At 52.8% G+C, this 17,980-nt stretch carries 16 protein-coding genes; 7 read left to right on the plus strand and 9 right to left on the minus strand.

What is annotated here, in order from left to right:
* Positions 1-2: 2 nt before the first annotated feature.
* The 4 genes from GGE33_RS15180 to GGE33_RS15195 form a co-directional block, all read right to left on the minus strand.
* Positions 3-677, minus strand: coding sequence for a response regulator (locus GGE33_RS15180; protein WP_183824486.1), 675 nt, complete (start codon positions 675-677; stop codon positions 3-5).
* A complete protein-coding gene (locus GGE33_RS15185; protein WP_343062462.1) occupies positions 670-2,229 on the minus strand; it encodes a sensor histidine kinase in 1,560 nt (519 codons plus the stop codon). Before GGE33_RS15185 ends, GGE33_RS15180 begins: the two co-directional genes overlap by 8 nt.
* Before the next feature lie 267 nt (positions 2,230-2,496).
* A complete protein-coding gene (locus GGE33_RS15190) occupies positions 2,497-2,826 on the minus strand; it encodes a hypothetical protein (protein WP_183824490.1) in 330 nt (109 codons plus the stop codon).
* Between the two features lie 74 nt (positions 2,827-2,900).
* Positions 2,901-3,737, minus strand: a complete 837-nt coding sequence (locus GGE33_RS15195; protein ID WP_183824493.1) for a formate/nitrite transporter family protein — start codon at positions 3,735-3,737, stop codon at positions 2,901-2,903.
* Positions 3,738-4,150: 413 nt separating this feature from the next.
* Between GGE33_RS15195 and GGE33_RS15200 the strand changes: the two genes are divergently transcribed.
* Positions 4,151-5,452, plus strand: coding sequence for a threonine/serine exporter family protein (locus GGE33_RS15200; RefSeq protein WP_183824496.1), 1,302 nt, complete (start codon positions 4,151-4,153; stop codon positions 5,450-5,452).
* 33 nt (positions 5,453-5,485) lie between these two features.
* Positions 5,486-6,916: a class II fumarate hydratase gene (fumC, locus tag GGE33_RS15205; protein WP_394353655.1), complete on the plus strand. Its 1,431-nt coding sequence runs from the start codon at positions 5,486-5,488 to the stop codon at positions 6,914-6,916.
* Positions 6,917-6,987: 71 nt separating this feature from the next.
* Here fumC and GGE33_RS15210 read toward each other — a convergent pair whose 3' ends face one another.
* The gene (locus GGE33_RS15210; RefSeq protein ID WP_183824502.1) at positions 6,988-7,596 is read right to left on the minus strand and encodes a hypothetical protein; all 609 of its coding nucleotides are present in this window, start codon (positions 7,594-7,596) and stop codon (positions 6,988-6,990) included.
* Positions 7,597-7,732: 136 nt separating this feature from the next.
* Between GGE33_RS15210 and GGE33_RS15215 the strand changes: the two genes are divergently transcribed.
* Entirely contained in the window at positions 7,733-8,635 is a 903-nt protein-coding gene (locus tag GGE33_RS15215; RefSeq protein WP_343062463.1) for a helix-turn-helix domain-containing protein, read from the plus strand.
* A 101-nt stretch (positions 8,636-8,736) separates the two neighbouring features.
* Here the strand turns inward: GGE33_RS15215 and GGE33_RS27995 are convergent, their stop codons facing one another.
* The 3 genes from GGE33_RS27995 to GGE33_RS15230 form a co-directional block, all read right to left on the minus strand.
* Complete coding sequence (locus GGE33_RS27995; RefSeq protein WP_425486662.1) at positions 8,737-9,300, minus strand: helix-turn-helix domain-containing protein; 564 nt, start codon at positions 9,298-9,300, stop codon at positions 8,737-8,739.
* Positions 9,301-9,436: 136 nt separating this feature from the next.
* A complete protein-coding gene (locus GGE33_RS15225) occupies positions 9,437-11,107 on the minus strand; it encodes an FAD-dependent oxidoreductase (protein WP_183824509.1) in 1,671 nt (556 codons plus the stop codon).
* A 14-nt stretch (positions 11,108-11,121) separates the two neighbouring features.
* Entirely contained in the window at positions 11,122-11,424 is a 303-nt protein-coding gene (locus GGE33_RS15230; RefSeq protein ID WP_183824511.1) for a UBP-type zinc finger domain-containing protein, read from the minus strand.
* Positions 11,425-11,725: 301 nt separating this feature from the next.
* Here GGE33_RS15230 and GGE33_RS15235 point away from each other — a divergent pair, with 301 nt between their 5' ends.
* The 3 genes from GGE33_RS15235 (at position 11,726) to GGE33_RS15245 (ending at position 15,984) form a co-directional block, all read left to right on the plus strand.
* Positions 11,726-12,922, plus strand: coding sequence for a cupin domain-containing protein (locus GGE33_RS15235; protein ID WP_183824514.1), 1,197 nt, complete (start codon positions 11,726-11,728; stop codon positions 12,920-12,922).
* Positions 12,923-13,220: 298 nt separating this feature from the next.
* Positions 13,221-14,387: an HlyD family secretion protein gene (locus tag GGE33_RS15240; RefSeq protein WP_343062464.1), complete on the plus strand. Its 1,167-nt coding sequence runs from the start codon at positions 13,221-13,223 to the stop codon at positions 14,385-14,387.
* A 4-nt stretch (positions 14,388-14,391) separates the two neighbouring features.
* Positions 14,392-15,984 (plus strand): DHA2 family efflux MFS transporter permease subunit, encoded by a 1,593-nt coding sequence (locus GGE33_RS15245; RefSeq protein ID WP_183824517.1) that lies wholly within the window; start codon positions 14,392-14,394, stop codon positions 15,982-15,984.
* A 168-nt stretch (positions 15,985-16,152) separates the two neighbouring features.
* On the opposite strand, the gene GGE33_RS15250 is transcribed toward GGE33_RS15245, so the two are convergent.
* On the minus strand, positions 16,153-16,515 hold the full coding sequence (locus tag GGE33_RS15250; RefSeq protein WP_183824520.1) for a hypothetical protein: 363 nt from the start codon (positions 16,513-16,515) through the stop codon (positions 16,153-16,155).
* A 261-nt stretch (positions 16,516-16,776) separates the two neighbouring features.
* On the opposite strand from GGE33_RS15250, the gene moaA reads away from it, so the two are divergent.
* Positions 16,777-17,820, plus strand: coding sequence for a GTP 3',8-cyclase MoaA (moaA, locus tag GGE33_RS15255; RefSeq protein ID WP_183824522.1), 1,044 nt, complete (start codon positions 16,777-16,779; stop codon positions 17,818-17,820).
* The last annotated feature ends 160 nt before the right edge of the window (positions 17,821-17,980 follow it).

The raw sequence follows: 17,980 nt of genomic DNA on the forward strand, positions 1-17,980 counted from the left end.
CTTTAAGCCATCCGCTTTGTTGTTTGTGCGACTAGAGAAATGTGCTCATTCGCTTGCTCCATCGTGCGGACGAGATCTGCAAGTGATTTGGCTTGCATTTTTCGCATGACATTTCCGCGGTGGAGCTTGACAGTGATCTCACTGATTCCAAGGTTAAACGCAATCTGCTTATTCATCAGCCCTTGGACCACGGCCTCCAGCACTTCGCGCTCCCGGATCGTCAGTGTATGGAACCGTGCCGCGACGTCGGAGTATCGTTCGATTTCACGCCGCCTCATCGTGTCACGCTCAATTGCTGCAAGCACGGCGTCAAGTAGGTCTTGATCACGAAATGGCTTCGCCAAGAAGTCCACCGCACCTGCCTTCATTGCACGAACACTCATGGATATGTCGCCGTATCCTGTCATAAATATTATGGGGAGGCGGCTTCCCACTTTCTCTAAGTGCGCTTGAAAATCGAGCCCGCTCACTCCCGGAAGTCTTACATCCAAAACGATGCATCCCAGGCGCGTGAAGTCGGCTTGATTGAGAAACTCATCGGGACTGCCGAATGCTTCGGCATCAAGATGCATCGACCGAAACAAATCCACGAGCGATTCTCGCATGGATAGATCATCATCGACAACGTAGATCACGGGCTGGTTCGGATCTCGTTTGTTTGTCTTTGGCTCACGCACTGGCCGTCCCCTTAGGTAATCGTATTTCGAACAAAGCACCGCCTTCCGGGTGGTTTAGACCTTCAAGCGTACCACCTACGGCCTCCACCGCGCTCCGACTTATTGAGAGACCCAACCCCATCCCATTCGACTTAGTCGTAAAGAAAGGGGTGAAAATTTTCTGCTCCGCCTCTAAACATAAACCGCTTCCGCTGTCGCGCACAGAAATGGACACTTCGTCACCGTCATCCGCCGCGTCCAAGAGGATAGTTACAAGGCGTTGGTCCACCGACGCTGCGGTGTTTGCTTGAGCAGCATTGGATATTAGGTTGATCAACACCTGTTGCAACTCTACCCGCACGCCCGTTATTTCTGGCAGCTCTGCGCGTTGTACAACCTTCACATCCGTGTGTTCCCGTTGCAGATCATGCTCCATTAGGCTCAATGTCTCACTCACCAAGGCTCCAACCTCGATGGACTCGGTTTCCCTCGGAGCCGAAGTATGATCGACGCGGTTGTTCTTGATGATGTCACTAGCCCGTCTGCTGTCCCTCACTATACGGTCCGCAGATCGTTTTGCCGCCTCGACATCGGGAGGAGTACGGTCAAGCCAACGAGTGAGTGTCTGGGCGTTAACCCCGATAGCACCAAGTGGTTGATTCAGCTCATGCGCAAGGGAAGCGTAAAGCACGCCGATGGTGGCGGCCTTTGAGGCAAAGGCGAGATCAGCTTGTGCGTCGGCTAAGGCTTTGCGAGCCTCTTCACGCTGAGTGACATCCACCATACTCAAGATAACCCGATTGTACGCCGAAGCCTCGTTCGGAAAGCTGATGTTAAAGATAACAGTGCGGCGCTCACCGTCATCGCGAACTATGTCAGCATCAGCTTCGACCAAGCTATCGCCATCAACAATAGTCTGCAAAATCTTCGCGAAAGTGTCGCTATTTTTGGGGAGGAAGCGATCGAAAAAGCCACCGGGTGCTGAGTACGCAGATTTCCCTATCAGCTCGAACGCCGCTTGATTTGCATCAACGATGTCAATCATCGCGAAGCACTCGCGAATGAAATCTGGATGGGCCTGTGCGTGCCGTTTTACGTCATCCAGGCCTTTTGCCTTCAGTTCCATGAGATGCGCTCGTACTTTTGAGTAGTCCCGCTCCCAAAGCGCGACATTTGTGTTGTCAAAAATCGACCGGTAGCGAGATTCGCTTTCTCGTAGAGCAGAATTCGTTTGAACGAGCTCGAGCCGGGCACGGTCCGCCCTTAGAAGCAATGCTGAGGTGACAAAGAGGGCTGCGATGGCAACAGCAACTCGAAGGATTGTTTGATAATCGGTTGTGAGACCGTGCGTTAGAAAAAGCGACAGGAGGGCGAGGAAAACCAACAAGATAGTGAGGCTCACCAAACCACGTCGGCCCACTACCTGCGCAGCCAACATAAGAGCCACAACATATAGAACGGCGATTGCACCTTCAATGTCAGTCAGCGTATCGACAGCGAAGACAGTTCCCGCAACTAAAATCGCAGTGCCTCCGAACGCCAGTTTTTGGTGTCGTTCCTCGTAATTTTTCACTTTTAAGCCAACATCCTACTCTGCGGGTGAGCGTTCTCACCGCCCTGACGATACCCGCTATTGCGAAGGCTCGGACCTATACAAAAGTTTAGTTGAAACTCCCGCAATAGCTCCACTTGGGCGCCGTCGTTGACAAAAACGTATTCCAGTCAACAACGATAGATACTAAGCGAACGATAAGTAACTCCTTGCTCGCTGCAGATGAGCGAAGTACCCTCAATCACTAGCAGAGTGATCCGATACGGAAGGTTACAATTCGATGCGCTGTCAGTAGCTACTTTCAAGAGAGAAATTGCGTGCCAAGCGGCTGACCGAATGAGACATTTTTTCTATCAACAATGGCCCAAACCCTGCCGCGGCAATTTCATCGGCGTCCAGGAGAAAAGATTTAGACAGTTCTACATACATTTTGTGCAGGTCATACCGCTGCTGCAATCGCGCTATTTCTGACATCTCTGTCAGCTTGCTGGAAAGTCGTTGAATTATATTGGTTCGTTCGCCAACTGTGATGGCCGCCGCCTGTTCCTTAAGGACTGGCGTGGGCGCAACCACCGACATGAAGAAACTTGATGACGGGATAGGCATGTTCTGTACCATGTCCGAATCCTTTCCTTGAAGGAATAAAATCTCAATATTTTGGTGAAGGCACCTAGCTGGGACGAGCTCGCACGTTATTCGTTTTTTGCTCGTGCCTCTTTAGAATTGCCATTCAATGGCATCACTGTCGGAGCGAATGAAACGTGGCCACTGCCATAAAACTGGGTCCAGTAACCCAATGCAACGAATACAGCGCCGCCAATCAAGTTACCCAAGGTTACCCAAATAAGATTGTGCACGGCGCCCGAAAAGGTAACGGCATCAGGATGCTCTGCGATCAACGCAAGTGCGAAAGTGAACATGTTCGCAACGGAGTGCTCAAATCCGGAGGCTACAAAGATTGTGATTGGCCAGAAAATCAGCATGATTTTCGCAGCAGCATTATCTGTTCGACCGGCCATCCAGATCGCCAGGCAAACCAGCCAGTTGCAAAGCACCCCTTTTGCGAGAAGCGCTTCCGAACTACCAGCCATTTTTGCGGATACTATCGAAAAGAATGTGGCGCTCCCGTCCCCGAGCATCACGCCTCCGCCAGCTATGTAGATCAGACCAGCCAACAACAATGCCCCGCAAAGGTTTCCTAACCAAGCGACGAGCCATACCAAGAGGACGTCAGACATCCGAACGCGCTTGGTCAAGAGGGCCAAAGGCATGTACATCGCTGTTCCGGTGAAAAGCTCAGAGCCAGCGAAGACAACGATCGTTAGGGCCGACGTAAACACCATTCCCATGATCAGATGCGCCCACGCCGGGTCTACATTGGCACCAGCCGTGAACATCAAGACATCACCAAACCCAATATACGCGCCCGCCATGGCGGCTCCTACGAAAAATGCGACGAACCGTGACTTGATTGATTGCGCTTTCTGAGCCCCGGATTCGGAAAACGAGCTAATCGAATTTTCGTACATTTTCTGGCCTCTCTCGCCCGGTAGAAGAGCGTTAGCGTTTGTATGGCCATGATCGTATTGTTCGGCGGCGTCTCTCTAAACCATACGTTGGTTTAAGGGGTTAGGTACATCGTATTGCCATTTTCTGCCGTTGGGCACAGCGATGAGCCAAAACGCGTTGCCTCCTTTGCGTCGCATGATCAGCTAGCGCCCTCGATAAACCAAATCCGAGTGGATCACACTTTGCGTTCGCGCCTCAAATTCAATGTCGGCGAGATTCTCCTATACCAAAGCTTGGTTACGCACTCCGAAAAGTCCGCCTAAGTTTCATGGGACACGCCGCCCGAGGAAGCCTTTTGAAGAAGGTAGACCGAGTGCCAAATCAAGCCAGCCTTCCGAGCACAATTGTGCCGTCAACGTAGTGAGCTATCTAGATGAGACAGGCCCTGGAGACGCAGAAACGTACAACCGCAACGGAAGTGTCAGCTGTTCGAACGGCCCACTTTGTCGCCCGGATTGGAAGACTGCTCTTTACGAACGGCGCGGACACACGCCACGTCGTAAGCAGTATCACTGACGTAGCACAGCACCTTGGGCAAACAGCGCATGTACTCGTCACGTCAGAGGGTATCCTCGTCACAATCGGCACAAGCGAGCAGTTCAGCACAAAGGTGGGCCACGAGATAACCGGAACAGCGGTTAATATGGGGCGGCTCCTGGCAATAGAACGAATTGTCGACAACATTCGAGATGGGCAGCGCGACGTTGACAGTATTGAACGTCAGATCGACGAAGTGGAGACGTCACGCGATAGGTACCCTGCCCTCCTCGTAGTCATTGGCGTCGCCGCCACTACAGGCTCCCTAGCCATGCTTTTTGGCTCCACAAGTACGGTGGCGGCCGCCTCTTTTGTCACTGGGGTTTCTAGCGCCTTTCTGAGAAGAGTGTTGCCAAGAATATGCACCAATCAGATCGTTGATACTTTTCTCGTGGCTATTTTGAGCGGTCTAGTGGCTGTCTTGACCCTACGCCTCACGCCCAACCAATCACCGGTCCTCGCGCTGACCGCGGCAGGTATGATTTTGGTGCCAGGGGTGCCGCTTATCAATGGCATCCGAGAAATCGCTTCCGGCCATGCGGGCAATGGCATAGCCCGTCTTACTATGGGCGTGGCGGCCGTGTTGGCTATTGGTTTCGCGCTTTTCACAGTTGGATTTGTAACTGGTGCCGAACTTCCCGTTGGAAGCGGGCCTGGCACGTTACACGTACCCGAGGATTTGCTTTTCTCCGGTGTGGCAGCCGCAGGCTTTGCGCTTCTCTTCAACGTCCCTCCAAAAGGTATCGCATTTTGCGTCCTTGCAGGTATGACAAGTCATGGGCTTCGTACTGCCCTTGAGCTGGAGGCAGGCCTGACGCTTCCGATAGCATCTTTAATTGGAGCTCTTGCAGCGGGTGTCATCGCTAGGTTAGCTGCCCATGTCCATCGCGTGCCAGCGGTAGTTTTCGCATTTCCTGGTGTCGTCGCAATGATTCCCGGTTCTTTCGGCTTTCGCGCCGGAATCGGCGGGCTTCAGATCATGGCGCAAGGCGGAGCGACCTCCCCGGAACTCGTCGCGACGACGCTCGGCCTCGCAATAACGACCGCGGTGACCACGATAGCCATTGGCATAGGGCTGGCGCTGTCATTGTCGAGCTCCCCTTGGGACCCTCTAATCTCACGAAAGCGAAAGGCCTGAACCATGGACACAGTCCCTGTGAACACACCAGTCATGAACGACGCACCTATTGGACTCGATGCAGTCGGCGAACGCACCGAATTTGACAGCATGGGTTACGTTCAAGTTCCCGCGGACAGATATTGGGGTGCTCAGACGCAGCGATCGCTTGTACACTTTTCCATTGGTAACGATCGCATGCCGAAGGCAGTCTATCGAGCGTACGGTATCGTCAAGAAAGCCGCGGCACTCGTCAACGGCGAGTCCGGAAGGTTGCCCGAGTGGAAAGCCGCAGCAATCGTCAGGGCGGCGGACGAGGCGATCGCAGGTAAGCTCGACGACCATTTCCCACTGTTTGTCTGGCAGACCGGGTCGGGCACTCAATCTAACATGAACGTTAACGAGGTTCTGTCGAACCGGGCCATCCAACTACTAGGAGGTCAGCTCGGTTCGCAGAAACCAATTGGCCCAAACGATGACGTAAACATGGGCCAATCGTCCAACGACAGCTTCCCGACCGCCATGCACATCGCGGCAATCACTATCCTGGATGAAAGACTAATTCCGGAACTCGAACGGCTGGCGTCCACGATCGAGAGGAAAGCTAAGTCGTGGATGGACGTAGTTAAAGTCGGTCGGACTCATCTCGAGGACGCGACGCCGTTGTCGGTTGGGCAGGAGTGGTCTGGTTGGGCCGCTCAGATCAGGGCGGCTGTGGACGAAATTAAACATGCCCGGAAAGGGCTGTACGAACTCGCACTTGGTGGCACTGCCGTGGGAACCGGCCTTAATGCGCCCACTGGCTTCTCGGTCAAGGTAGCGACAAAGATCGCCGAGCTAACAGGAAAGCCATTCATCACCGCTGCGAACAAATTCATGGCCCAAGGTTCACTTGACGCCATGGTGCGTGCATCTGCAGCACTGAGAGGTGCCGCGGTCGCATTGATGAAGATAGCAAATGATATGAGATGGCTAGCCTCCGGGCCACGTTGTGGATTGGGTGAGCTCAAACTTCCCGCGAATGAACCAGGCTCTTCCATCATGCCCGGCAAGGTCAATCCAACTCAATGCGAAGCCATGGTCATGATCTCGATCCAGGTCATCGGTGATGATACCGCAACCGCCTTCGCAGGTAGTCAGGGTAATTTCGAACTGAATGCCATGAGGCCGATCATCATCAATAATTTTCTGCATTCGGCGACCGTGCTTGCCGATGGGTGCGAAAAATTTAGGACCTATTCTGTCGACGGGACCGAAATCGATCGAAAGCGCATTCAGAGCTACCTCGACAATAATCTGATGCTAGTTACAGCTCTATCCCCGGTGATCGGCTATCAGAACGCTGCTCATATTGCCGAGGATGCAACATCACGTGGCTCCACCCTCAGAGACGCGGCGTTGTCCTCCGGTCATGTAACAGAGGATCAGTATGACAAGATAATTGTCCCCGCGGAGATGATCGGCTCTGGTGTTGCGGGCGCGTAAGCGTGAGATACTCTCACCTGGGTCTGTGCAGAACTCAATGAGGTTTCATTTGATCGGTTCGATTGATGAACCTAGTGGATTGTCAGTCTGAGAAAAGCTGACGATCCATTGTCTCGAGCATCACTGTAGTGATGCACCAGATGCGCCACGAGTGCTTGAAACACGTGCTCGAGTAGTAGTTTTCGTTCGCTGGACAGGAGATCAAGCATGCTAACCATTGCTTCGCCTAAGTGGTGAATAATGATGTCACCGGCCCCTCGACACGTCTTCAGCCCAACGGCCCCTAGCCCCGTATGTGGGCCGAACTCCTTGAGAAAGCTGCGAGGTATGCGGAACGCTAGTGCATTAAGGCTTCCACGTACTTCGATCTTCGCTCCATTTTCCAAATCGACGAGGCAAATGGAGCCTTGGGGGTACGTCCGATATTCAGTTGGTTTGCCATGTACCAGAACATCCCTGTGCTCTACATCGGCAAAATACAACATCACGAGGTAAGAATTTTCATTTGGGATTGAAATCAGCCTCTGACTTAAAGCATCTGTTTCTTCAAGCAACACCGCGGCCAACTCGCTACCACCAAGAGGTCTGGCCGCCATTACGGGGGGGCTTGTCAGACCGAAGCATTTGCTCCATTCAGCCGAAGGCATAGGAATTTCATTCATAAACTTCGTTACTTTCAAAATTCGCTGAATTCCGAGCGTTGCGACCTCATGAAGTCCTATCAAATTTTGAGATACAATTCTTGAATGATAGAGTTTGGTGGGATGGCATATTTTCTTCAGGGATGCCTGTTATCCGACGGGAAGGGATTCGTTCGTGGTCGCCAATAATATGAACAGAGACAGCACACTCTCTTCAGATGCTTTCGGCTGTAAACTTGATAAGCTTACTGTCAATCAAGAGCTGCCCAGTCACCACATGTCGATTCTTCGCAAAGGATCTGATGGAGGAGACCTCGGCAGGGTCGAGATGAAAGGTAAAGATCGAGGGATGCTGGTCGGTTTATCTTTATCTAATGGACACAGCCGTCGGACTGCTAACGAGAACTACGCCAACAGCCACCGATTTGATTCAGGGTCAGTTTACATCCGCGACCAATCCGAAGACTACGGTGCAGAAATTTCTGGGGCGTTTGACTTTATACTATTTGATGTACCGTACTCGACGATAGCGCAATTCGCGCGGGATGCAGGACTTCCGTCTGTCCGCACGCTTACTCCAGTAGCTGTTACAAAAGATCCGATACTCGCTAACCTCGCTAGCGCGGTAATTCCATCTTTGAAGAATCCCGCTGCGGCGAATCCTTTTTTCCTGGAGCAGATAACTGCAGCAGTCGCAACTCATCTCGTCCAATCATATGGTGGGCAGCCAGTTGCGAGTTCGTCGGGACAGCGAAAGCTGTCTCACTCGCATGAGCAGCTGGCGAAAGAGATGCTCATGGCGAACCTCGACGGTAAGCTCACAATATCCGACGTCGCGGTAGCTTGTGACATGTCTCGAGGCCATTTCATTCGTATGTTTCGAGAGACGACCGGTTCAACACCACATCGTTGGCTTGTCGAAGCAAGAGTAAAAAGAGCCAGCGATATGCTTCGTAATTCCAACGCCTCCCTCGCGGAGATTGCTGAGCTTTGTGGCTTCTCGGATCAAAGTCACTTCACCCGCGTATTCCTGGCTAATTTTGGCGTGCCACCTGGCGTTTGGCGCCGAAGGCCATAGCTACCCCGGTTCCATGTTCGTCTTCTAGCTCAGTGAAAGGCGTGTTGCGTCGAATAGGAGGTTTTGCACTAGCGTGGTGCTGTCAGTTCTCTTGGCGTAGATCATTCAGGCCGATGGGAAGTTTCAGCCGCACCCAAGCCTTTGAGTTGGCTGTGCCTCCAGCTAGTGGGAGACATTCCGGTTGTTCGCCGAAATACACGAGAAAGGTGCGATTGGTCTGCGAGCCCGCAATTCAGGGCAATCTCGCACAAAGGGACGCCACCTTGTAGCATCTGGCGCTTTGCGAACTCGACGCGTTGCCTCAGGATAAAAGCGTAAGGCGATATTCCAAAACTCCTCCTAAAGGCGGTTGCGAAATAGCTCGTGCTCAATTTCGCGACCTCTGCAAGCTGATCCAGGCAAAGCTTTTCGCCGAGTTGAGCCTCAATCAATGCAGATACCCGCTTCATTTGCCACGGCGCTAAGCCGCTTTGCACGTCCCTATCTCGATCCTTGCGACCACTGCTATCTCCGACAACGTCGCCCAAAATCCTAACATGATGGTCCCTCCGGTCGTCGCGCTCGATGTCAAACATTCCGAAGGTCTTGTCTTGAATTTGGATAGTGGACGGCTGTCTGCCAACAGAGAAGTGCGATTGCATCCCCAAGCTCCCGAATATCATCATTGATTTCAGCACGCAGGATGAGAACCCTGCTGCAGAACAGCAACTCAACCAAGAGACACAATGCCTAGCTACTGGTGTAGGCTACCTACACGTTGGTATGGTTGCGTGATCTGAATTTACGTATGGGAAAGTCGCTTCAAAGCTTTGTACGCTTTAGAGCTTGGTGGATTTGGCTTACTACCATGGCGCCCTCCCCAACTGCGGCCGCAACCCTCTTAGTGGATCCGGAGCGAATATCGCCAATCGCAAACACATTCGGCATGCTCGTTTCAAGTGACAAAAGCTCCGCCGGTTCAAACTCAACGCGAGCTACATCCATGCCAGTTTTTATGAAGCCACGATCATCTATCGACAAATCAACAGGCAGCCAGTCACTATTTGGATCAGCGCCGATAAAAAGAAAAAGATGGCTTAGACGGACTTTGGAATTCTCATATGTCTTGATATTCTGCACCGTAGCGAACTCCAATCTCCCCTGCTGATCTGTTGCGAGAGATTTCACTTCACTATCGACTTGCAATTCCACATTCTTCAAGGCGGATATGCGATCGATGAGATATGCGGACATTGTTTCTTCAAGCGGACGTCGCACGACTAGGCGCAAGCGCCGAACCTGCGGAGCTAGGTACACAACAGCCTGCCCGGCAGAGTTTCCTCCGCCGACTAATACAACGTCTTCGCCACTGCAAATTTGACCTTCAATTGGAGAGACCCAGTAAGAAATACCCGAAGATTCAAGTTTGGATAGGTTCGGGATATCCGGCTTTCTATATCTAGCGCCTGTCGCGATAACGACGGTCTTTGTAATGACTACATCGCCGTTAGCCAACAAGACCTGATATGGTGTGCCTGCAAACTTGTCCGGGCGCTTGAGCTTTTTTACTGCCAAAGGGAGCACGATCGCGGCACCGAATTTTAGCGCCTGATTGAGTGCGCGTTCCATCAACGCCTGCCCCGTGATGCCTTCAGGAAAGCCCAAGTAGTTTTCTATCCTCATCGACGCACCCGCTTGCCCGCCAGCAACCGCTTCTTCTAGCACGACGACGCTAAGACCCTCCGATCCTGCGTAGACCGCTGCAGCAAGACCCGCTGGCCCTGCCCCTACAATCGCTACATCGTAGGTCTTTAAAGAATCTAATTCTGCTGTAATGCCTAAGGACTGCGCAGCCGCCGCTTCATTGGGTGATCTAAGCACCTCCCCGCTTGGACAGACCATCAAGGGGAGATCCAGCTCAGTGAATCCAAGGCGTTCCACCAACGCCGCTCCGTCGCCACCAGGAGCGGAGTTCAAAACTGTGTAGGGGTAACCATTGCGCCGAAGAAAACCTTCAAGATGAATGAGTTGTGAGCTTTCACGCTTTCCGACAAGCACACAACCTGAGCCACCGTTTGCCACAAGGTTTGCTCTGCGAAGAATGAATGCCCGCATCACGATCTCGCCCAGTTCGGCGGCGCCAATGAGCATTGCACGAACGTGCGACGCATTGAATGGAATGGCGGAGCATCCGCTAGCCCCGGCCCTCCCGCTGACCAACGCTGGATACCCTGAAAGCTGACTCACTTCGCCCGAGAATTGTCCCGGACCAAAGCGAGTAATAACCTGTTCCCCAGCCACTCCCGCGCGTTGGATTATTTCGAGTTGTCCCTCCACAACTAACCAGGCTGGTGCGTCGCGTTCGCCAGCGAAAAACAGGGTCTCGCCGCTCTGAAACAACCGCGGCTTTTCAGATGCAAAACGTTGAGCTACCTCGATTTGCTTCTTGTCCAAGACGGGGTAAACTGTCTCGAATGATGCGGAGTTGGCCATGTGTGGATCTCGAATCAGTAATACCTTGGGATCGGCCCGTTTTGGGGAGTTTGGTTCGGTAGATCCACGAATACTTCGTCAAAATAGCACCAGCCCCACCCCTCCGGTGGATCATAGGCCTCGATAATTGGGTGTTTGGATGCGTGATAATGCCGGGTTGCGTGTTTACCTTCAGATTGATCACAGCATCCAACGTGACCGCATATCCGGCATAGGCGCAGGTGAAACCACTCCATTCCCTTCTCCAAACACTCTTCGCACCCGTAGGTTTGTGGCACGACCTCGCGTATGGTTCCTTGGTGAATGCAGCCGGACATCTGGTGATATTCCTCTCGGTTTTGGGATCGATAAGTCTCCCTTGCTGATCACTCATGTCTGAGCATCTCTTCGCATTTCATCTGGTGAAATCGATTTTGCGACGCTCAGCAGTGCTGCTTTGGGGTACTTCGAGCCGTACGCCTTAAGTGTGCTCGCGGGAACCATACTTCGGTTCGAAGGCGACAGACCAATGTATAGTGCAATCGTGTGCTGAAGAGCTTTAGGAAATTCGACTTGTGGCCGCTTGGTTCACGTCGCGCACAACTGCTCGTATTTCTTTAATCGATGGAAGGCACCGTCATGACCGAATCCAAATCGGCCGATCACACCTCACAGTTCGGTTCGCTTGCGAAGGAAACCTATAAGGCAGAGCGAGATATCTCAGCCAGCAATCCTGGCCCTCAGAATCAAGCCTTGATAGCACTAAATCCGAACTCAGCCGTTCCTCCGCCAACTGATCATGGCGTTGTAGAACCGTTTTGGTACTCGTTCGAATTAACGCACCGCCGCATCCAGGACGGCGGATGGACGCACCAGGTCACCACCCGTGAGCTTCCTGTCTCGAAAGATATGGCAGGCGTCAACATGCGTCTGACTAAAGGTAGCTTCCGCGAGCTCCATTGGCACCTTGCGGACGAATGGGCAATTATGCTCACTGGCAAAGCCCGTATCACGGTCTTCACACCCGATGGTTCGATGTTCGTCGATGATGTAGAAGCTGGTGACTTGTGGCTGTTCCCAGCTGGTGCACCGCATTCCATCCAGGCACTCGGAGACGATGGCTGCGAATTTCTTTTGGTATTCAACCAGGGAAACTTCTCCGAAGAAAGCACACTCCTTCTGTCAGACTGGCTGAAGCACACACCGCCAGAGATTCTGCAGCAGAACTTCCGCCTTGGAGCGGACGCAATCTCGAAGCTGCCGAAGGGAGAGCCGCTCTACATCTTCCCTAGTGAGGAGCCGGTGAAATCTCTCTCAGAGGAGGTCGCGGAAGCGGCAAGGTATTCAAAGACACCACAGACCTCTTTTACGTTCAAAGCTAGCTCCATGAAGCCAACAAAAGAGAGTGACGCTGGATCGGTAAAGATCATCGACTCTCGTAACTTCCCGGCTTCCGAAAAGATCGCCGCAGCGATTGTCACGGTGAAGCCGGGATGCATTCGAGAGCTCCATTGGCATCCGAACGGATCCGAATGGCAATACTGGATCAAGGGCAAGGGAAGGATGACCGTTTTCCCTGGTCAGGAAGCCGCTCGGACCATGGACTTCAACTCCAATGACGTTGGCTTTGTATCCAACATGGCGGGCCATTATATCGAAAACACTGGCGACGAAGATCTGGTGTTCCTCGAGATGTTTGTGGCGCCAGAGTTCCAGGAAATCTCGCTTAACCAATGGATGCGGGCGTTGCCGGAACAAGCACTTCGCGCACACACAAATCTATCGAGCGAAGAAGTCCAAAAAATCCCGACTGGGCAAAATCCCTTGCTCCGTTAAGCCTGACGAGAAAGAAGTGCGATCAGAATCGTCGGTCGCACTTCCTCATGGCAGCGAACAACCGAATCAAATCTTGTCCGAGAAGACGATGCCGTTACATCTCTAAAAGCGACGGCGCTCTGTTTTCATTCATACAGAATAGTCCAAGATGCGACTGTAACAGTCGCAATCGTTGATATCTCCAAGACGAAATCCTCTCAGTCGTAGCAACTAGCGATCTCTCGAAGGCGATGATGCAAAGTGCAACGTGCTTTGCGGTCTCCCATCCGAAACTCCGATGTGAAAACAGGGGCATCACGTGGCTCAGATCTTAAACCATGCAACCGGCAGCGCCGCCGACGATAGAGGGCGTGATGAGACGCAAGAAGTTCAAGGTGGGCCATCGGGTAACCAGACATCGCAGCCGACTGGACAGATTGGCAATGGAAAACATTCACTGCTTCGCCGCCATCCGGTCGGGATTGTCATCTCGATCATAGGATTTGTGGCAATCCTGGTCGCTGGATATTTCATCTGGCTGACATACTTCCATCCGTATGAATCGACAGATGATGCATTTGTCGAGGCTCGCAACTTCCCAATTGCAGCTAGAGTTTCCGGGTATCTGGAGACAATTGACGTCACCGACAATCAGCAAGTTCAAACCGGCGCAGTCATCGCGCGTATTGTGCCTCGCGACTATCAGATCGCTTTAGATCAGGCGAACGGCATGGTGGAGGCCGCAAAGGCGTCAATTGTGAGTGCCGATGCCCAGATCGGGGTTGCAGACGCCTCAATCAATGAAGCACAAGCTCAGCAAGTTTCGGCCCAAGCCGCTCTCCAGTTTGCGTCTGACGAAGCAAATCGGCAGTCTGACCTGGTGCAGAGTGGTGCGGGAACTATTCAAACCCTCCAACAAGCACAGGCAAATTTGCGCCAGTCCCAAGCTGCGCTCAATCAGGCCGCAGCCAGTGTGACCTCGGCGACGAAGAACAAGGTTGCCGCGCAGGCGCAGCAAACAAGCGCTATGGCCAGCCTCAAGCAAGCCGAAGCTCAGCGAGAAAGCGCCCAGCAGAACCTCCTCTACACTGAGTTAAAAGCGGAACAGCCGGGTCGTGTCGTGCAACTCAGTGGCTCCAAGGGGCAATTTGTGGAGACTGGACAGGCAATCGCAATGTTCGTCCCCGACGATATGTGGGTCACTGCGAATTTCAAGGAAACTCAGCTCAACAGGATGCGCCCTGGTCAATCAGTGGAAATGACGATCGACGCATATCCCGATCACATTCTTCGCGGAAAAATCGCATCTGTTCAACCAGGATCTGGGACTGCCTTCTCGCTTCTTCCTGCTGAGAACGCGACAGGAAACTACGTAAAGGTAACCCAACGCGTTCCCGTAAAGATATCCGTAGATCGATGGCCTGCCGATGTCACCATTGGCCCCGGCATGTCCGTGGTCCCAACCGTGACTGTCCAACCGGAGTAGTAGAATGGCTAAAGCTGTCGGTCTTTCCGGGGCGACGTCACCTGGCGTCACAAACCCGTGGGTAGTCGCGATTGTGGTGGCGGTGGCCGCCTTCATGGAGGTGCTCGATACGACAATCGCTAACGTAGCGCTACGTTACATCTCGGGAGGTCTAGGCATAAGTTCCGACGAAGCGAGTTGGGTCGTTACAACCTATCTCGTATCGAACGCCGTCGCATTGATCGCCAGCAGCTTTATCGCCCAGCGTTTCGGGCGCAAGCGCTTCTATTTGATCTGCCTTGCGACCTTTACCACTGCATCCATCCTCTGCGGGATGGCCTGGAATCTCGAATCTCTGCTGTTTTTCCGAATGATACAAGGTTTCGCTGGTGGCGGCATGGTACCGGTGTCCCAATCGATCCTTACGGACTCCTTTCCACCAGAAAAACGCGGGCAAGCCTTCGCCGTGTTCGGCGTCGCAGTGGTAGTGGCGCCGGTTATCGGCCCAACACTCGGAGGCTACCTCTCCGATAACCTCTCTTGGCACTGGTGCTTCCTCATCAATGGCCCTGTCGGCGTCTTTGCGCTCTTCCTGGTTTACATGCTGGTGAAAGATCCGCCCTCCGCAGAGGAAGAACGCCTCCGTATGAAGCGCGAAGGTATTCGGTTCGACGTTGTTGGTTTCGGGCTACTGGCAACATTCTTAGGGTCTCTGGAACTCGTACTGGACCGTGGACAAACCGAGGACTGGTTTGACTCGAGTTTCATCATCATTACAGCTGCCGTTTGCGTTGCGGCATTGGCCGCGGCTATCCCATGGCTACTTGCGACCAAAAATCCGGTGATTGACATACGCCTTATTGCGACACGGCAGTTCGGGTCTTGCTTTATTGTGATGTTGGCTATCGGGGCCATTCTGATTGCCACGACCCAGTTCGTACCTCAGGTCCTACAAGAAAACTATGGATACACAGCCACGTGGGCAGGTCTCGCGCTTTCTCCAGGGGGGCTTGTGACAATGGTTATGATGTTCATCACTGGGCGGCTCGTGAATAAGGTACAACCAAAATACCTGATAGCGGCAGGCGCGGCTACGATCGCCTATGCGATGATCTTCCTTACGAATATCACGCCGGACGCCAACTTTGCTTTCTTTGTTGAATCTCGCTTCTACCTTGGTATCGGCCTTCCCTTGATCTTCATTCCGATCACCGCTGCTTCCTACGATGGGCTTCGCCCGGACCAGACCGATCAAGCATCCGCTTTGATAAATGCTGCTCGCAACACCGGCGGCTCAATTGGTGTCTGCATCGCAACAAATATATTGGCGCATCGAGAGCAATGGCACCAGAGCCAACTCATTGAACATATTGTGCCTTCAGATCCAGCTTATTATCAAACACTGCGCACTGTGCAGCAGTTCTTTGCACAGCAGGGGTCCAACAGTCTTGATGCGCAAAACCAAGCGATCGGGTGGATCGGCCTGCAGGTGCAGTCACAGGCGAGCTTCCTGGCTTACATAGACGTGTTTCAGGTGCTCGCGCTGATATCAGCTGCCGTGATCCCACTAGCATTGATCTTGAGAAAAGTCGGTCCCAAACCACACCCGAGCGTCTAAGCGAGGTTTTCTACAAATGGAGGCGCCCCAGAGAGCGAGACGATTTGAACCGACGAGCAACGAAGGCGCCGAACGAGCTGGTCGGCGGTAGCGTTCAGCGAATAAATTGCGGCCGGAAGCATGGATATATCATTCACCCGGCCGTTTTTTGCTCGACGAGAAGTAGCGTTATTCCATATCCTTGCGAGCAAAGAAGGTAAGGCTACCGTCACCAGCTGGTGCCGCATTCACGATAGTATTAATCCTTATTCCGGTCGCTTCTAGGCGTTCGGAGAGGGACTTGTTCCTACGAATTGCGGCCTGCAACTTCGCGACACCATCGCCCCGCAGCGGGGATGCGTAAGGGTTGTTCTGATAGTCCTCACGATTAAACTCATTACTGAACTCAACGTCAAAATCGGCATGAAAGGTACCGACGATCTTCTCAAGTTGGGATTGCCAGTCAGCAGGAACGCTGTCTGCATGGCTCATGGAAGAAAACGAAATAGATGCGAGGATAGCTGCTATCGCGAGCTTCGATGGACGGTTCATGAGTATCTTCTCTTTCTCCTGGATGGGCTTCGCTTACTTCGGCGCTGTTTCGCGACACGTTTCGGCAGGAAAAAATTACGCTACTCAAGCAATTGAACAATCATACGCACGTTGCTGCAAACCTAGACCAAGGTGTCGCTCAGCGTACGCTGATCCATTGAATAGGTGCGCTCACAGCAATCAGCGTTCAGGTACCTATCCGTAAGTATGGTTGCCCTGATGCTTCCTGTGCGAGATTGAAGAGCCTTGTAGAGGGAAGCGATGGATATGATGGCTGGTAACGCTGCTCAGGCTCTGAAACCGTTGACCGGTGATGGTCTAGTCGATCCCTTCGGACGTTCAATAACTTATTTGCGGGTGTCCGTGACTGACCGCTGCGACTTCCGCTGCACCTATTGCATGGCGGAGAACATGCAGTTCTTACCCAGAACAGATCTTTTGAGCCTCGATGAATTAGACCGTCTGTGTTCTGCCTTTATCGCGATGGGTGTACGCAAACTACGTCTTACCGGTGGCGAACCACTCGTTCGAAAGAACATCATGCATTTAGTACGCCAACTCGGCCGACATATCGGTCAAGGCCTCGACGAGTTGACCATCACTACGAATGGTTCCCAGCTATCTCGCTATGCAGAAGAGCTTTACGACTGCGGCATCCGTCGTATCAACGTCTCGCTCGATACCCTCGATCCCGAAAAATTTCGCAAGGTTACCCGATGGGGTGACCTCTCAAAGGTCTTGCACGGACTCGATGCAGCCCGCGATGCAGGTATCTCAATCAAACTGAATACGGTCGCGCTAAATGCCTTCAACAAGGTAGAAATTCCTGCCCTTATTCGTTTCGCTCACGGCCGTGGCATGGATCTCACAGTCATCGAAACGATGCCTATGGGTGAAATCGACGAAGACCGGACGGATCAATACCTCCCTTTGTCGGAACTGAGAGCCGACCTTGAAAGGCAGTTCACGTTAATTGACCTAGCCTACCGAACCGGTGGTCCCGCGCGGTATGTGGAAGTGACGGAAACCGGCGGCCGTCTCGGATTTATTACGCCGATGACCCACAATTTCTGTGAGAGCTGCAATCGTGTTCGCCTGACGTGCACGGGAACGCTTTATATGTGCCTTGGCCAGAACGACGCAGCGGATTTGCGGTCAGTGCTGAGATCAAGCGATAGCAATTACAATCTGCGTGCGGCGATTGAAGACGCCATCGGTAGAAAGCCAAAGGGACATGATTTTGTCATCGACCGAATTCACAGACGCCCGAGTGTTGCTCGTCACATGAGTGTAACCGGCGGCTGAGACCACTGTCTATTGCGTTTGAACACCGGGTTCCATGAAGGGGGCTTCCCAACGCGACCTGGTCCTGGCAACGACTTCACGTCGAAATGAAGCATTATCTGCCCAATGGCTTTAGCCCGTGCATGGATGCGATCCGCTTCTTTTTTTTCCTCACGGTGTC

It is taken from the genome of Aliirhizobium cellulosilyticum, assembly GCF_014198105.1.
Classification (GTDB): Bacteria; Pseudomonadota; Alphaproteobacteria; order Rhizobiales; family Rhizobiaceae; genus Neorhizobium; species Neorhizobium cellulosilyticum.

Excerpts from the sequence above, each read along its gene's own strand:
- GGE33_RS15245 (WP_183824517.1), top strand. The coding sequence starts at position 14,392 with ATGGCTAAAGCTGTCGGTCTTTCCGGGGCGACGTCACCTGGCGTCACA.
- GGE33_RS15225 (WP_183824509.1), bottom strand. The coding sequence starts at position 11,107 with ATGGCCAACTCCGCATCATTCGAGACAGTTTACCCCGTCTTGGACAAG.
- GGE33_RS27995 (WP_425486662.1), bottom strand. The coding sequence starts at position 9,300 with ATGATGATATTCGGGAGCTTGGGGATGCAATCGCACTTCTCTGTTGGC.
- moaA (WP_183824522.1), top strand. The coding sequence starts at position 16,777 with ATGGATATGATGGCTGGTAACGCTGCTCAGGCTCTGAAACCGTTGACC.
- fumC (WP_394353655.1), top strand. The coding sequence starts at position 5,486 with ATGAACGACGCACCTATTGGACTCGATGCAGTCGGCGAACGCACCGAA.
- GGE33_RS15235 (WP_183824514.1), top strand. The coding sequence starts at position 11,726 with ATGACCGAATCCAAATCGGCCGATCACACCTCACAGTTCGGTTCGCTT.
- GGE33_RS15190 (WP_183824490.1), bottom strand. The coding sequence starts at position 2,826 with ATGGTACAGAACATGCCTATCCCGTCATCAAGTTTCTTCATGTCGGTG.
- GGE33_RS15200 (WP_183824496.1), top strand. The coding sequence starts at position 4,151 with ATGAGACAGGCCCTGGAGACGCAGAAACGTACAACCGCAACGGAAGTG.
- GGE33_RS15230 (WP_183824511.1), bottom strand. The coding sequence starts at position 11,424 with ATGTCCGGCTGCATTCACCAAGGAACCATACGCGAGGTCGTGCCACAA.
- GGE33_RS15250 (WP_183824520.1), bottom strand. The coding sequence starts at position 16,515 with ATGAACCGTCCATCGAAGCTCGCGATAGCAGCTATCCTCGCATCTATT.
- GGE33_RS15195 (WP_183824493.1), bottom strand. The coding sequence starts at position 3,737 with ATGTACGAAAATTCGATTAGCTCGTTTTCCGAATCCGGGGCTCAGAAA.